We start from the raw sequence: 15,666 nt of genomic DNA on the forward strand, positions 1-15,666 counted from the left end.
ACAAATTTGACCCGCTTGGACGATGGCCCGTCACGGAAACGCCCCCTTGGATTCTCCAGCAGTCGGGGCTTGCCTCATCGAGGCGAGGGCTCCGGAGGAACTCGTCAGCTGGGTGCAACCCTCAGCTCCGGAGTGCTTTCCTTAGGCTCTCCAGCCGAATGCCATGCTATTCTGGAGAGAGGCCCTTGGGGCTATATCTCGCACCCGGATTGAGGGCTCGCTTGACAGGTTCTTCTCCCCCTGCCTAAGATTCCCATTTTGGACCGGCGCCAGCACTTCTCACCGTAGACGGTCATGACGATGGATAGAATTACGATCCGGGGGGCCCGGGAGCACAATCTTAAAAATCTCGACTTGGAGATCCCGCACCATTCCCTGACGGTGATTACGGGGCTGAGCGGCTCAGGGAAGTCAAGCCTCGCTTTCGATACCCTTTACGCAGAGGGGCAGCGGCGCTATATAGACTCGCTCTCGGCCTACGCCCGCCAGTTCCTCGATCAGTTCGAAAAACCCGATGTTGACTCCATCGAAGGACTCTCACCCGCCCTGTCCATCGAGCAGAAAACTATCAGTCGAAGTCCTCGCTCAACAGTGGGAACGGTGACCGAGATTTACGATTACCTGAGAGTCCTTTTCTCCTCGATTGGTCGCCCTCACTGTCCCCAATGTCGTCAACCCATTACTCGCCAATCAGTCGATCAGATCGTCAAGACGATTCTGGAGATTCCTTCGGGTGAACGGGTGATGATCCTGGCTCCCATTGTGCGCGGGAGAAAGGGGGAATTTCGCAAGGAGCTGGAGAAGCTGGCGCGTCAGGGGTTTCTCCGCGCCCGCATTGATGGTGAGCTTCGGTCTCTGGAGGAACCGATCTCGCTCAGCCGCCGAAAGAACCACACGATTGAGATCGTGGTGGATCGGCTCTTGATCAAGCCGGGGATCCGCGAGCGGCTGGAATCGGCGGTCAAAACGGCATTGAAGCTGACCGGAGGCACTGTGTTGGTTTCAGTGGTGGATGGGAGCGAGCACCTGTACTCGGAAAAGATGGCCTGCGTCGAATGCGGGTTCTCTGTTCCCGCCCTGGAACCGCGCTTTTTCTCCTTCAACAGTCCATACGGAGCATGCCCGGAATGCCAGGGGTTGGGGGTGAAGCCGACCATCATTCCCGAACGTATTATCGTGGATCCTCAGAAGCCCCTTAAGGACCTCGACCTGGTCTCGCCGGATCGAGCGACGGAACTTTATCTGAAGAATGCGCTGCTCGCTCTGGCACAACACTTCAAGCTAGATGTCCGAACACCGTTTGCGGAGTTGCCGGAAAATGTCAAGAATGCCTTTTTCTACGGGACGAAAGAAAAGCTCACCGCTGGCCGCTTTGGATCGAGGCAGAACCCTCCCTGGATAGGTGCAGTTCGCCTTCTTGAGCGATCCCTCGCTCGACGAAATGGCTACGAGAGCGATGACGAAAACGGGGACATGACCGCCTCCTCGCTGGTTCGCCTGATGCCCTGTCCCGCCTGCAGGGGGAAGCGGTTGCAGCCTGCGAGTCTGGCTGTCACAGTGGGCGGTCGGTCAATAGCCGACTATACGGCCATGCCTATTGGCGAGGCCTTGGAAGTGTTTCGCCTCCTCCCTCAACATCTGACGGCGCGGGAGCTAGAGATCGCCGGCCTCCTCCTCAAAGAGATTTGCTCCCGTTTGGAATTTCTCGAACGAGTCGGTGTCGGATACTTGACGCTCGACCGTCCGGCCACGACCCTTTCCGGAGGAGAAGCCCAGCGGATCCGCCTGGCCACTCAGATCGGGTCCCAGCTGCGCGGCGTGCTCTATGTCCTCGATGAGCCGTCCATCGGCCTTCATCCCCGGGATAACCGTCGTTTGCTGGAGACCCTTGAACGATTACGCGACCTCGGAAATACCGTCGTCGTCGTGGAACATGATGAAGAAACGATCCGACGGGCTGACTATGTGATTGACCTCGGTCCGGGGGCGGGAAGTCAGGGTGGATTTCTCGTCGCCAGTGGTCCCCCTGAGGCTATCGCACAAAATCCACACTCTCTCACCGGACAGTACCTGTCCGGTCAACGAACTATTCCCATTCCCGAGGTGCGGCGTCGCCCCCAGGGGAAGTTTCTCACGGTTCATGGGGCGGCGGCTAATAACCTCAAACATATAACGGTGCGATTTCCTCTGGGCCTGCTGATTTGCGTCACGGGGGTATCGGGTTCCGGGAAGTCCTCGCTCGTAGACGAGATTCTCTATCGGGCCTTGGCCCAAAAACTCTATGGGAGTACAGCGGAGCCAGGACCGCATGAAAAGATCACGGGAACGGAGTCCATTGATAAAGTGATCGAAATAGACCAATCGCCGATTGGACGCACACCGAGATCGAATCCAGCGACCTACGTGGGCGTCTTCACTTTTATCCGCCAACTGTTCGCCCAGTTACCGGAAGCCCGGGCGCGCGGCTACAAACAAGGGCGATTCAGTTTCAATGTGAAAGGTGGCCGGTGTGACGCCTGTCAGGGTGACGGCCTTAAACGAATCGAGATGAATTTCCTCCCCGATGTTTATGTTCCTTGCGAGGTTTGTCGGGGCTCCCGCTACAATCAAGAGACCTTGAGCGTCCGCTATAAGGGTTACTCCATTGCTGATGTCCTGCAGATGACCGTTGAAGACGCCTATGAGCTTCTGGAAAACATTCCGCCGATTAGGCAAAAACTGCAAACCCTGCGCGATGTGGGACTCGGATACATCCAGCTCGGCCAGCCGGCCACGACACTGTCGGGAGGCGAAGCCCAACGGATAAAGCTCGCCAAGGAACTCAGTAAACGACCCACTGGTCGTACCCTCTACATCCTGGACGAACCAACGACGGGTCTGCACTTTGAAGATGTGAGGAAGCTGCTGGAGGTGCTTCAACGGCTCGTTGACATGGGCAATACGGTGATCGTGATCGAACACAACCTTGAAGTCATTAAGTGTGCCGACTGGATCATTGACCTTGGGCCCGAAGGGGGAGACGCCGGAGGATACATCGTCGCAGAAGGCCCTCCCGAGGTGGTGGCTCAAACACCGAGTTCTTATACCGGCCAGGCCCTGGCTCCGATCCTTCGGGGACAAGCCCCACCCTCAGTGTGAAGGGGCAATGGATCATGAGCAACGTGGCTGAGATTCAACGCCTCGCGCGAGAATCTGTGATGGTGAAGGAACGCTTTTTCTCTGCGCACGCGGATCGCGTCGCTCAAGCTGCTGACCTCATGATTCAGGCGCTCGCGCGCGGAAAGAAAATTCTCCTTTTCGGGAATGGCGGGAGCGCAGCGGATGCTCAGCACATCGCCGCCGAACTGGTCAACCGTTACAATCGGGAGCGCCCGGCGCTGGCGGCCATAGCACTGACAACAGATACCTCGATTTTGACCTCAATTGCCAACGATTCATCCTACGAGGACATCTTCAGCCGCCAGATCGAAGCGCTGGGGCAGCCGGGGGATGTCGCGATCGCAATCAGTACGAGCGGTCGGTCGGAAAATGTCATAAAAGGCGTGCAGACAGCGCGTGCCCGGGGACTCTATACCATCGGGCTTCTCGGGCGAGATGGCGGTGAAGTGGGACAACTGGTTGACCTCGCGCTTATTGTGGAAAGCGACCAAACGGCTCGAATTCAGGAGGTGCACATCACGATCGGGCACATCCTCTGTGATCTTGTTGAACGGGCGATGGCCTCGCCACCATCAGCAAGGTAGACTGGTCTGACGAGATACATAGCCCGGCTACCGAAGGTAGTTTGAACCCAGCAATCCGGTGAGACCATGAGCACAAAGCCCTACGATCAGGCGTTCAAGTATCTGGCCGAGCAAGATGCCGAGGCGCTGATGTTGCTTTTGGGTGAACTGGCACCAGGCCAGCAGGCGAAGATTGCGTTACTGCCGCGCGAAATTAGCGTTGCCGCCCAGTTGCCCGATCAGCCCTATGAAGTGGCCACAGCCGAAGGCCGTCGGCTGGTGCACGTAGAGGCGCAGACTGTCTATGACAGCTCGCTACCCGATCGGATGCTGGACTATGGATTGCGTCTCTGGTTGAAGTACCGACTGCCTCTCAGCAGCTATGTGCTGGTGCTGACTCCGCGTGGAATGCCCCGCAAGCTAAGGCTCGGACGTCGGGTGGAGGCAGGAGATCTGCAGATTAATTTGCGCTGTCGGCTGGTATGCCTGTGGCGAGTGTCGGGCCAGAAAGTTCTGGCGTGGAATCGCCCGAGCCTTCTGCCGTTCTTGCCACTCATGCGGGGTGGGTGGAAGGTGGTTCGCTCCGGGGCCCAGCACCTGAGAGAGATACCCGACGAGCGGCAGCGGTGTGAGCTAGGCTTGCACTTTCTGCTGCTGGGGGGACTCCGCTATGATAAAACTGAACTTATCGAACTGATCGGGAGGGAGAGCATGATACCGTTAGAACAACTGAAAGAGTCGAGCATGTATCAGTTCATCGTGGAAGAAGGGCTCCAGCAAGGGCTTCAGCAGGGGCTTCAGCAGGGGCTCCAGCAGGGGCTTCAGCAGGGGCTCCAGCAAGGGCTTCAGCAGGGGCTTCAGCAGGGACTTCGCCAGGAGGCGATGACGCTACTCCGGCGACTACTGGAACGTCGGTTCGGGTCGTTGCCGGAATGGGTTCAGCAGAAGATTGAAGTCGCCGATCAGACGACGCTCGAAGAGTGGGTCCTGCGAGTACCAGAAGCTCGATCCCTCGAAGAAGTTTTCCAGTAGGTCTTAGGGGTCTGTCGGGGAGAGTCCCAACGCGCTCAGTCCTGGCGTGGGTTGGCATGCGGTCTTCTTACAAGCTACAATTCACCGACCACCTGAAAGCAGCGTTTGAATCCCGCACCGGTTCGATCCCATTTATAACAGCGGTAACTGTCGAGGGAAAGTCGTGGCTCCACTTCCCCAACCGAGTACGAGCCTCGTATGCAATGACAGCAACTGGCGACGAAACGAGTGGGTGGCAGTAAGATTCATCCCTTTTTTCTTCGCCGGTGGCCGAGCAGCATCAGTTACATCCCTAGACCTTTCTCCCTTCCTGTTTCACCCGCTCGACGTACTTGCCAGTCTCGACTTCGATGCGAACGATTTCTCCTTCCTTGATGAACTGTGGGACGAGAACCTCCATCCCGTTTTCCAACACAGCAGTCTTATAGGTTGACACGTCATGTTCGCGCAATCCCGGAGGGGCTGAAATGACTTTGAGGTCCACGAATTCGGGAAAGACAACATTCACGGGATTACCGTTATAAATCTCCACAGGAATGCGCATATTCGCCTGAAGGAACTTCTCCCTGTGACCAATGACCTCTCGGGGCAGACTGATCTGTTCGAACGTCTCCGGATTCATGAAATAAAAATCCTCGCCATCGCTATAGAGGAATTCCATTTCCTGTCGTTCCAGCTCGACATCCTCGACTTTTTGATCAGGATGAAATCGCCATTCCTTGATATGCCGCGTCTGGAGATTCTCGGCCTTGGCGAACATTGTCCCACCGAACTGTCCACCTCCAGCATGGTATTCGGCCTGGATGATCCGGTAAAGCTCGCCGTCAAGTTTGACCACCATTCCGGCGCGAATCTCCGATGCCGCAATCATAGACAGCCCTCCTGACGTTTTTTCGCTGGTAAAGGTAATCTACGCACAATGTCCCCCAAAGGCAAGTGTGGCAACCGCATCAACCTCTGGGAGACCGACGGGGAAGGGGGATGCTCTCCGCACGCGATGCCTCTTCAAAAAGGAGCTGGGGCATCCCCGGATAACTCCCACTGAGGAGATGCCCGGAGTGGAAAGAACCCCACCCTCCCCACTCGAGATGACTCATCACGATGTGAGCCTGTGGCGGAGTGGAGCTGGCTTACACACGGGCCTCGTCTACATCATAGAGGAATCGAATCACTCCCTCCATGTACACTCGTTGATCATCATACATCGCCATGTGGCTCCCGTTAGGGCAGAACAGGTAACGCCCTCGCGGAAGCAGGCGCGCCATGTTCTCCATATGAGCGGGGTCCATCGTATCGTAGCGAGCCCCGATGACCAGAGTGGGCACGGTGATCTTGGCCAGATCCGCCGTGCGGTCCCATGTGGCGAGTTTTCCGCTCGCACCCAGTTCACTCGGCCCCTGCATCGGGACGTAAATTTTCGGATTGAGGTGCCGAAAAGCTCGATTGACCGGGTCCGGCCACTGATCGAGCGGCATGCGGAGAACATGGTGGACGTAGTGATGGTTCAGGAGAAGTTCCATATAGCGCGGGTTTTCGTACTCTCCCGCTGCTTCGAGTTGCTTGATCTCCTTAAGCACAGACTGATCCATGGCGGGCATGAGTACCTTCTCCGCGTACTCATTGTATGCTGGGATGCTCGCCATCATGTTAGAGATGATGAGTCCCTTCAAATGGCACTGGTGGACGAGCGCGTATTCGATGGCCAGGAGACCACCCCAGGAGTGACCGAGCAAAAAGAAATTCGTCTCGTTCAGGCCGAGCGTCCGACGAACCTGCTCGACCTCGTCCACAAAACGCGGAAGCTCCCACAGGTCGGGATCATCCGGTTGGTCACTATAGGCCGACCCCAGTTGATCGTAGTAGTAATACTCGATACCCGCCGCCGGGAAGTAAGAATCAAAGGCCTCGAAATATTCATGCGTCGCTCCGGGACCACCATGAAGCAACAGCACTTTGATTCGAGGATTGTTTCCCACTCGTTTGGTCCATACGCGGAAGGATCCTTTCGGCGTGGTAATAGGGATCAGCTTGACGCCGCCGCTCAACACATCGTCACGACCCGTTGAGTCAAAGTAGCCCTCAATCATGGAACCTCCTTCTGATGACTCTCCAATCCCAGGCAACTGCTGTGCTGTCATCTATCGCTTGTGCGCCTCGCACTTCCCCTTTTGCTGGCGCCCGGTGATTGTACTGGCTGCTGCTAAACCTTAACAAGTGATTCTGCATTCCGGCAGCATTCTTGCCGGAAGACTTTGCAGCGGCATGACTGAGCGTTTATACTGACTGCCCGAAATGCGCCTGTCGAATGCAGGCCGCATCATCGTCATCATGATGAGCAACAGATCGGCGCGCCCGGAGGGGGACAGTGGTTTCGATTGCTCGAAAGAACCTCTTCCATGACAAGGTGCGATTTCTGGTGGCCCTCGTCGGCGTGCAATTCGCCGTCGTCTTGATGACCCTCCAGGTGGGATTCCTCCTGAAGTTCATGTACAATGCCTCGGTCCTCATAGATCATAACGAGGCCGACATCTGGATCACCTCGAAGAATCTGAAAAATTTTGACTTCGCTCTTCCCTTCTCCGAGAGCAAACTCTACGAGGCGAGGAAAGTTCCTGGTGTCCTCTGGGCCGAGAAGCTCATCATGGGTTTCAGCTACTGGAAGATGCCCGACGGAGGCCAGGAAACCATCCAGGTGATCGGATTCAACCCGGAGACGATGATCGGCGCTCCCTGGGACATCATCACCGGAGATCTTCGCGAGGTCAAATACTTCAATCAGATCTTCATTGATGAAGCCGACCGGGGCCGCCTGGGTAATCCCTGGGTTGGCGACGAAGTTGAGATCATCGGTCAGAAAGCCCGAATCGCCGGTATCACTCGAGGCGCCAAATCATTCGTCGGCAGTCCCTTCGCTTTCACTTCCTATAAGAATGCCCTCCGGTTAACCTTTGTTCAGCCGGGACAAACGGTCTATATTCTGATCAAGGTGGCGCCGGGCTACTCTATCGCCGAGGTCAAAAACCGTCTCCAAGAGACCATTACCGGCGTGGACGTTTACACGAAGCGGGAATTCAGTTGGAAATCACGGCGATACTGGCTCCTCGTTACAGGAGCCGGTATTCTTCTGCTCAGCACGGCTCTCATGGGCCTCATCATTGGCGTCATCATTGTCGGGCAAACAATTTATGCTTCGACAATGGAGCACATCAAAGAGTTCGGGACGCTCAAAGCCATCGGTGCTTCCAACCGGGACATCTACGCCGTCATCATCAAACAGGCCTTGATCATCACCGCCATCGGCTACGGACTGGGCATGGTACTCAGCCGGTTCGCCCTGCAAGGGACGAGAAAGCTCGGCGTGGATGCCTATTTGCCGCCGAGCGTCCTCGCCATCATCTTCGCTGTGACGCTGGTGATGGGAGTCGCCTCGTCGCTTGTTTCCATTTACAAGGTGACAAAGATTGATCCGGCCCTTGTGTTCAAAAGCTGACGGAAGTATGGACCAACCACTCATTCGCCTGGAGCATGTGACGAAAGTCTACGGTCGCGGAGATTCGGCTGTGGTCGCCGTAGACGATGTGAACCTCAGCCTGTCGGGAGGGCGATTCATCATTCTCATGGGCCCGTCGGGCAGCGGCAAGACGACGCTTTTGACGATGATGGGGTGCTTGCTCAAGCCCACCCGGGGTCGAATCTTCATCTTTGACAAAGAGGTGACGGCCCTGGATGAGCGACGGCTTCCGTTCATCCGACGTCAATATATCGGGTTTATTTTCCAGAGCTTCAATCTCTTCCCTGCGTTGACGGCGCTGGAGAATGTGGAATTGACCCTTCAGTTGAAGCGGATCAATGGCCGGGCGGCCCGAGAAACGGCCATTGAACTGTTGAAAAAGGTTGGACTGGAGAAACGACTTCACCATCTTCCCGAGGACCTGAGCGGAGGAGAGAAGCAACGTGTGGCCGTGGCCCGCGCCCTCGCCGGTGATCCCCCGATTATCCTCGCCGATGAGCCAACGGGAATGCTGGACTCGAAGACCGGTCGCCTGATCGTCACATTGCTCAAAGAGATCTCAGCCAGGGATAATCGTCTCGTGTTCATGGTCAGCCATGATAACCGCATCCTCGATCTGGCTGACGAAATCCTCTTTATGGAAGACGGCACGATCCGGCGGGAAAGAGATGCTGCGTGAGCTTATGAGCAAACGAATGACTGCGACTTTGTGGATCGTCATGGGAGCAGCCACGATTTTCCTCGGCATGTTCCTGGCGAATAATCACCGCCTTTCCAGCGAAGAAGGGCTGGTCCGACGTGGGGAGATCATCCTGCGGATTGCAGCCAACGGTCGGGTGGAGGGGGCGACGGAAGAAATCCGTGTCAGCTCGAAAATTCCCGGTCGTATCCAGACCATAACCGTGGATGAGGGAGATCGTGTTACGAAAGGACAAATCCTAGTCATTCTGGACAACGAAGATTATCGCGCTCGAGTGGAGACCGAGCGCGCACTTCTGGAAAAGGCCGAAGCACATCTGAAGCTCCTTCGTTCAGGAGCACGCCGCGAGGAGATTGAGCAAGCGCGGGCCGCGGTGGACGAAGCGAGAGCCATTGCTGAAACCGCACGGCGAGATTATGAACGCCTCTCGCAACTCTTCCATCGGGGCGTCATCGCGCGGGATGAACTGGATCGCGCCGAGCGTGAACTGCGAACGGCTATAGCGCGGCAGCAGATTGCTGAGCAACGGTACCAGCAGGTGCTCAGCTGGTTCCGGCCAGAAGAGATCGCTGCGGCCGAGGCCGATGTTCGCTTGGCCCGTGCCCGACTCGCTGAAGCGGAAGCCAATTACCAGAACACCTTTCTCCGCTCTCCGATCAGTGGGATCGTGACGAAACGGTTCATGAAACCCGGTGAAAGCATCCGCTTTGAAACGGTGGGACTCCCCATTCTTTCTCTGGTAGACACATCGGCCCTGCGCGTGCGAGCAGAAATTGATGAAACGGATGTCGCTAAGGTCGCCGTCGGGCAGAGGGCATATATCAGAGCTGATGCCTACCGGGAGGAGGTTTTCACCGGACGAGTCGTTCATATCGCACCATCGCTGGGGCGAAAGACACTCTTCAGCGACGAACCGGCCGAGAAGCGGGACACGGAAATCCTCGAAGTGCTCATTGATCTCGATCCCTCGGCGCGTCCCTTGAAGATCGGATTGCGCGTCGAGGTGACCATCGAGGTTTTGCGCAAGGAGAATGTCCTTGTCGTTCCAGCCCGCGCCGTGATTCACAAGGACGGACGGGCATTCGTCCTGAAGCGCACGCCGAAGGGATGGCGCGAACATCCCGTCCGGGTTGGCGCAACCGATGGAGTCAACACGGAAGTTCTTGACGGTCTGACCGAAGGAGACATTGTTCGCCGCCTCCCATAATGGATAATCAGTCGCCGGGCAGTGTGTCGCCGAAGCGTTCGGTTGCAGCGCATCCTGCGTCGTGTCCCTCGCTACGGCTCTCATTTTTGCCGACCGGGAGCGAAAAATTCCACCCCCGCCTGCTTGACGCGACACGCAAAACGTATTCTAATAGCAGGGCGCAAAATGGGCTCAAAATCGAAGGAAATTACGCACATCACTGAAACCGGCGCGGGCCTTTGGTTGGCGGGGATTTTCCCGGCTCAGGCGAAGCGTCTCCCGCCAATGGGGGCCAGCAAGAAATGGTCATGAGGGGGAACAGGGGAGAAGTAAGGATTGGCCCTCTGAATGTCTCGCCGGGTCTCATGTCATGGCGAGGTGGCAAGAGAAAGCGCAGGCAAAGAGCGCCGGCATTGGTTGCCTCGTCCCTCTCTCGCTTCCGCCCGAGGATGCTTCTCACCGTGTTGGCCCACGACAGTCAGTGTTCATTCAGGCGCGAGATTTCAGGAGCTGCTTATGGACCGCTATTTCCAGATCTCTCACTACCTTGACGAGCTTGCCGAGCGGAATCTCCCAGCGAACGAGCTGGAAGGAAAAATTCGAGAACTCCTCGAACAAATTCGACCCGACCAACCGACGCTCGTCCCCATCCTGCTGAACAAACTGAAACGGACGGAAAACCCCGCTGTTGCTTCTATCGTTGGATTCGCCCTTCGACAACTGAATGATCCCTCCATTTATGACGCAGTTGTCGCTTTGCTTCACGACCCAACCGTGCGCGATGAGGTGAAGATGAACCTCATCTCGGTATTCGTTCACTATGGCGGGGATGTCAACACTCTCGATGTGAACCGAGTGTTCAAGCGCCCGCCATCTTCCTATCGCATGGCGGTCGGCCAGTTGCTGGATGCCATAGCCGAGGATGAGAATGTCATTGGTCTTTTCCTGGATAGCTTCGCCCAACTTCCCAAAGCGATGCAGATCGGGTCGGTGCAGGGATTCGGATCTCTCAACGATGAACGGGCGCTGAAGTTGCTGGCGACGCTGGCCGAATACTGGGATCGTGAAGTGGCCCGGGCTGCCATTGAGGCCATTGGTTCGATCAAATCAGGGAAGTCCCTGACGGTTCTGGAGAACCTCTTCAACCATCGAGAATCTGCCTGGGGACTCATCGAGAAGTCCATCCGGAAGTTGAGGAGGGAGGGATTGAGTCCCGAGTCTCTTGATCCTCCGCCCGCCCCTGTACGAGAGTGTCTGGTGACACCATCCGATGGACGCGGAAGCTCGATTCTCATCATTAGCCGAAAGGATGGTCCACGACGGTATGACACCCATCTTTTCATGCTCAACGAGCGGGTGGGGATCAAGGATTGTTATGGCATGCGGCGAACTTCCCCGAAGCAGTATCGTGAGATGATCGGCGCCCTCGATTGCGAAATCGGCCTGTACTCCATCCCTTACGAGTATGCGGTAACACTCATTCGCGATGCGTTATTTGTGGCGCGATCACATCGTGCGCTCATCTCGCCGGAATTCGCCTTCCACCGGCGTGTGTTCGGAACCGACGAGTTGACGCCGCTCCAGCATGTCCCCGCCTTCCCGGAGATTCTCGTGGCCCGTGCCCGCCGGAATCTCGACCGCCTTCTGGCGTCTTCGGATTATCTCGTTGATGAATCCCCCTTCGATAATTGGTGGCTGGATATACCTCAAGCCTATGCCTTCTTCACCCGATTCAAGGCTCGCCGAAAAAATCGCTCGCCGGACCAGGCGGTGCTCACCGCATTTATCAACGATGTGATTGAGCCGGAGCGGACTCTCCTGATTCGCCGCCTGGGATTGACCGTTGAACTGCTGGCGAAATTCGACTCCACTTATCCTCCGGCCATCCTCCAAACAGCCCTGGCATTATGGATCGCCCTTCAGGATGAGAGTCGGCCGCTGGCGTCAATTCCTTTCTTTCAGGCACTTGCCGAACTCACCAGCGAGATGGTTCTCAACAATATTGCCCTGGGTTATCGTGAGCCGGACGGATTTCTCCCCGAACACTATCAGTGAATGGCCTATGACCGTGAAATCTGACAAGTGGATCATTCGCATGGCCCGCGAGCAAGCCATGATTGTCCCTTTTGAAGAACGCCTCGTCCGAGAAGTAGAAGGTCGTCGCATCATCAGCGCGGGCCTGTCGAGCTATGGTTACGACATTCGCCTGGCCAAAGACGGATTTTACATCTTCTCGCCGATCAAGGGACGCGAGATTGACCCGAAAAACTTCGACAGCGATAGCCTCATCGAGGCTCCTCTGCGAACGGCCGAAGACGGTTCCCAGTACTGGCTCTTGCCGCCACTGTCCTATGCTCTGGGTGTGACCGTCGAAACCTTCAACATTCCTCGAAAGGTCATCGGCTTGTGTTTCGGTAAATGTTTGAGTGGCGACACCCGCGTCCTGGACGTCCAGACGGGACGATGGATCCCCCTCCGCAGCTTCGTGGAGGAAAAGACGGGAACGACGGCGACCCTGAGCCCACAGGGAGTAACGCCCGGACGCGTGACACGTCATTTGTGCACCGGTATTAAACCCGTTTTCGAGCTCACGACACAAAGCGGGCGAAAGATCCGAGCCACAGCACGGCATCCTTTCCTAACTCCTTGGGGATGGATGGAACTTCGCTCCCTGCTGCCGCGCGATCCGATCGCCGTTCCGGCATGCCTCCCCTTTTTCGGCCAGAGAACCCTTTCCGAATCGGAGATCCATTTTCTGGCCCTCACCTGTGGACGCAGCCTCCTCGGTGAAAAGCCATTGCAGGCCCGATCCGTCATTGACCGCCCTGGCCAACATCCACTCCACCAGGATATGCGGGCGATTTATAGTGCTATCCCCCACGCCTCTCTCATGAACGCTGTTCACCGAGATTGTCTCTCCGGATGGGAGGTCTTCCCGCCGTTTGATCTCTCAGCGTTCGACGGAAGCCTGTGGCATGGCCAAGACTCTTTGGTGGGGGAGCATATCCCGGATTGTATTTTCATGGCGACAAAGGAATGCCTCGCCCGTTTCTTGCGAACCCTTTTTTCCGTAGCTGGCAAAGTTTGCTTGTCAGATGATGGATCACCGACGATCGAGCTGTCTTCCTCTTCGGAGTCCCTGCTTCGGGATATTCAACATTTGCTTTTGCGCTTTGGCGTGCTGGCCCGGCTCGCTCAGGACAGGTATCGAAGCAATGAGCGGTCTCTCACTCTCTCGGTTTTTGACGAAGATGCCGTCGCCGCCTTTGGGCAGAACATCGGGTTTATGGCGGGCACGAAGAAGGCTCAATTCCTCACACGGTGGACGACGTCTCGGAAAAATCGTTTAAGCTCTGACCACTTGATCCATGCGGTCAGATTCCCTCCCCTGGTATGGGATACGGTGGAGTCCATCACGCCGCGGGGGAGCGAGCCTGTATATGACCTGACGGTCCTGGGAACTCATAACTTCATCGCCAACGACCTCGTGGTCCATAATTCCACCTACGCTCGCTCCGGGGTCATCGTGAATGCTACTCCGCTGGAACCTACCTGGCGCGGAAGGCTCGTGCTGGAGATCTCCAACTCGGCTGACCTGCCCGTCCGCATCTATGCTGAAGAGGGAATCGCTCAGGTCGTTTTCTTTGAAAGCGATGAAGAGTGCCTGACAGCTTATGAGGATCGTCAGGGGAAATATCAAGATCAAAAGGGACTCGTCACGCCGAAGGTTTAGACTCCCTGGTTCCCGGATGCGGAGTATTTTCAGCCTCGAATTCCTGGCCGCCCACCGGGCGGACGACCAAACGGCTTGCCTTTAAAAAATCTCCGAGTCTGGCTCGGAGCGCCCTAACGAGAATCACCTCTGATGAGGCGGAGGATGCAGCATCCACCCGCCGACGCCGTCTATAACGATGAACTTTGGTATTGCCGAGGCGCTGACCGGCTCGGGTGGTAGGCCAGATATAGCACAGATGTCCCCGTCTGCCACAGGCCCGGAGGCTCTCGTTACAAAGGAGTATTGATCGCGCTCGATCTGCTCATATAATGTCGGGGTGATGGTAGTAGTAGGACAACGAGCACGTCGAGGACTCACAGCCGGGCTCGCTTTTGTGATTGTACTCTGGGCGCAGTCTTCCCGCCCCCTGCTCGGCGCGACACCGACCATACTCGCACTCTCTCCAGCCGCTGCCTCGCCGCTGGCCCTCGTTCGCATCAAGGGGGCCAATTTCAGTCCGGCGTCGGCAGAGAATACCGTGATGGTTGGCGGGGTCGTCGCTCCGTCACGAACAGTCGCGGAAAATCTCATTGAATTTCTTGTGCCTGAAGGTCTCACACCGGGCCCGCAGCCGGTTATTGTCATCACACGGGGTGCCGCCAGCTCACCCGCCATCTTGACGATCACCGATCCATCCCGGACGGCTGTGCTCGCCGGCCTCACTCCCGTGATTGATTTCTCGCGCACGGTGTGGCAGGGAATCTCTTTGCCTCGATCAGCGCTCCAGTTCCGAATCTCCGTCGGGGCAGATGTGATCTTTCCTGGCACGGTGAGCCCGTTTCGAGGGTTGATCCCGCCTCTGTTTGGAGGGATGTTCACACTTCCCGGGCTCGGAATCGGATCAGGGAACACCCCGTCGAGCCTTTATGCAGGACCTCTTCCGGGTCGAATACCAGTACCCCTGGGGGGACCGATCCCTGATCTTTCTTCAAGGTCGCCAGGGACATTTCTGGCTGTCACCACGCGAGGCGTAGTTCGCATTGAGAATGGGACTCTGACTGTTTTCCCGTTCCCCGGCGAACCAGGCGAGCCCCTTTTGCCGCCGACTTTCATTCCCAACCCTTCCTTTGATTCTCGCCTTCCAATCAGTTCAACGAACCCGCTGGTAACGGATTCGATTCTTGTTCTCACCGAAGACGGTCTCGTGCAAGGGCCACCGACGGCGATGAATTTTATTCCACTACCGCGGGAGGCGGGCTTCCCTCTCACTCCACCAGTTCCCGAACGAAACCCTCAGTTCAGTATTGCACCGCAGATTGCAGGATCAGCCCAGCCATTCCTTCCTGCTACACTGGTTGCCACGACCGGTGGTCTCGTTCGCCTTGCGGGATCAAAGCTCACTTTCATTCCGCTGGCGAAAGAGGCAGGCCGACCGATCGGCCCACCTGTCTTCGAGTGCAATCCCGAGTTCAATCCCCGATTCGGCGAATCAAACACCAATACGTTGGGCCAGCCCTTCCCCTTCACCTCGAGGATCCTACTGCCAACGACAAGGGGAGTCGTCGTGGTGTCTTCGGAGGGAGTCAGCCTCATTTCACTACCGCCGGACGCCGGGAAAGTTCTCAGCCCGCCGACGTGCCTCATCAATCCATCGTTCAGCGTCTCATCTGCGATGCCGACAGCGGAGACCGTTCGATTCTTCCAGCCTGGCTTCGCCCTCTCGACGGAGAACGGCCTCGTTTTCGTCCAGGGAACCGAAGTCAGCTTGCTCCCCCTGCCGAAAGAGGCGGGTCGCGTCCT

Annotated in this window: 11 protein-coding genes; 9 read left to right on the top strand and 2 right to left on the bottom strand. The window is 56.8% G+C overall.

The features are described 5' to 3' along the window. The first annotated feature begins 294 nt into the window (after window positions 1–294). From uvrA to VNM72_00515, 3 genes are all read left to right on the top strand, one after another. A complete protein-coding gene (gene uvrA / locus VNM72_00505) occupies window positions 295–3,138 on the top strand; it encodes an excinuclease ABC subunit UvrA (protein ID HXF03879.1) in 2,844 nt (947 codons plus the stop codon). A gap of 14 nt (window positions 3,139–3,152) precedes the next feature. Then, window positions 3,153–3,743, top strand: a complete 591-nt coding sequence (locus VNM72_00510) for a D-sedoheptulose 7-phosphate isomerase (GenBank protein HXF03880.1) — start codon at window positions 3,153–3,155, stop codon at window positions 3,741–3,743. Window positions 3,744–3,809: 66 nt separating this feature from the next. Then, complete coding sequence (locus VNM72_00515; GenBank protein HXF03881.1) at window positions 3,810–4,754, top strand: hypothetical protein; 945 nt, start codon at window positions 3,810–3,812, stop codon at window positions 4,752–4,754. A gap of 292 nt (window positions 4,755–5,046) precedes the next feature. Here the strand turns inward: VNM72_00515 and VNM72_00520 are convergent, their stop codons facing one another. Together VNM72_00520 and VNM72_00525 are read right to left on the bottom strand one after the other, a co-directional pair. Further along, window positions 5,047–5,625, bottom strand: a complete 579-nt coding sequence (locus VNM72_00520; protein ID HXF03882.1) for an elongation factor P — start codon at window positions 5,623–5,625, stop codon at window positions 5,047–5,049. Between the two features lie 259 nt (window positions 5,626–5,884). Beyond that, window positions 5,885–6,841, bottom strand: a complete 957-nt coding sequence (locus VNM72_00525; GenBank protein ID HXF03883.1) for a proline iminopeptidase-family hydrolase — start codon at window positions 6,839–6,841, stop codon at window positions 5,885–5,887. 278 nt (window positions 6,842–7,119) lie between these two features. Between VNM72_00525 and VNM72_00530 the strand changes: the two genes are divergently transcribed. The 6 genes from VNM72_00530 to VNM72_00555 form a co-directional block, all read left to right on the top strand. After that, window positions 7,120–8,244 (top strand): ABC transporter permease, encoded by a 1,125-nt coding sequence (locus VNM72_00530; GenBank protein ID HXF03884.1) that lies wholly within the window; start codon window positions 7,120–7,122, stop codon window positions 8,242–8,244. Between the two features lie 7 nt (window positions 8,245–8,251). Next, complete coding sequence (locus tag VNM72_00535) at window positions 8,252–8,944, top strand: ABC transporter ATP-binding protein (GenBank protein ID HXF03885.1); 693 nt, start codon at window positions 8,252–8,254, stop codon at window positions 8,942–8,944. A 4-nt stretch (window positions 8,945–8,948) separates the two neighbouring features. Continuing rightward, on the top strand, window positions 8,949–10,172 hold the full coding sequence (locus tag VNM72_00540; protein ID HXF03886.1) for an efflux RND transporter periplasmic adaptor subunit: 1,224 nt from the start codon (window positions 8,949–8,951) through the stop codon (window positions 10,170–10,172). Window positions 10,173–10,667: 495 nt separating this feature from the next. Beyond that, on the top strand, window positions 10,668–12,206 hold the full coding sequence (locus tag VNM72_00545) for a HEAT repeat domain-containing protein (GenBank protein ID HXF03887.1): 1,539 nt from the start codon (window positions 10,668–10,670) through the stop codon (window positions 12,204–12,206). A 58-nt stretch (window positions 12,207–12,264) separates the two neighbouring features. Continuing rightward, window positions 12,265–13,884: an LAGLIDADG family homing endonuclease gene (locus tag VNM72_00550; GenBank protein ID HXF03888.1), complete on the top strand. Its 1,620-nt coding sequence runs from the start codon at window positions 12,265–12,267 to the stop codon at window positions 13,882–13,884. Window positions 13,885–14,206: 322 nt separating this feature from the next. Beyond that, a partial coding sequence (locus tag VNM72_00555) for an IPT/TIG domain-containing protein (protein HXF03889.1) occupies window positions 14,207–15,666 on the top strand: 1,460 nt, incomplete at its 3' end.

It is taken from the genome of Blastocatellia bacterium (assembly GCA_035573895.1).
In the GTDB taxonomy this organism is placed as follows: domain Bacteria; phylum Acidobacteriota; class Blastocatellia; order HR10; family HR10; genus DATLZR01.

What these genes read in the sequence shown, in the direction of transcription:
- uvrA (HXF03879.1), top strand. Translation starts at nt 295, where the DNA reads ATGACGATGGATAGAATTACGATCCGGGGGGCCCGGGAGCACAATCTT.
- VNM72_00510 (HXF03880.1), top strand. Translation starts at nt 3,153, where the DNA reads ATGAGCAACGTGGCTGAGATTCAACGCCTCGCGCGAGAATCTGTGATG.
- VNM72_00515 (HXF03881.1), top strand. Translation starts at nt 3,810, where the DNA reads ATGAGCACAAAGCCCTACGATCAGGCGTTCAAGTATCTGGCCGAGCAA.
- VNM72_00520 (HXF03882.1), bottom strand. Translation starts at nt 5,625, where the DNA reads ATGATTGCGGCATCGGAGATTCGCGCCGGAATGGTGGTCAAACTTGAC.
- VNM72_00525 (HXF03883.1), bottom strand. Translation starts at nt 6,841, where the DNA reads ATGATTGAGGGCTACTTTGACTCAACGGGTCGTGACGATGTGTTGAGC.
- VNM72_00535 (HXF03885.1), top strand. Translation starts at nt 8,252, where the DNA reads ATGGACCAACCACTCATTCGCCTGGAGCATGTGACGAAAGTCTACGGT.
- VNM72_00540 (HXF03886.1), top strand. Translation starts at nt 8,949, where the DNA reads ATGAGCAAACGAATGACTGCGACTTTGTGGATCGTCATGGGAGCAGCC.
- VNM72_00545 (HXF03887.1), top strand. Translation starts at nt 10,668, where the DNA reads ATGGACCGCTATTTCCAGATCTCTCACTACCTTGACGAGCTTGCCGAG.
- VNM72_00550 (HXF03888.1), top strand. Translation starts at nt 12,265, where the DNA reads ATGATTGTCCCTTTTGAAGAACGCCTCGTCCGAGAAGTAGAAGGTCGT.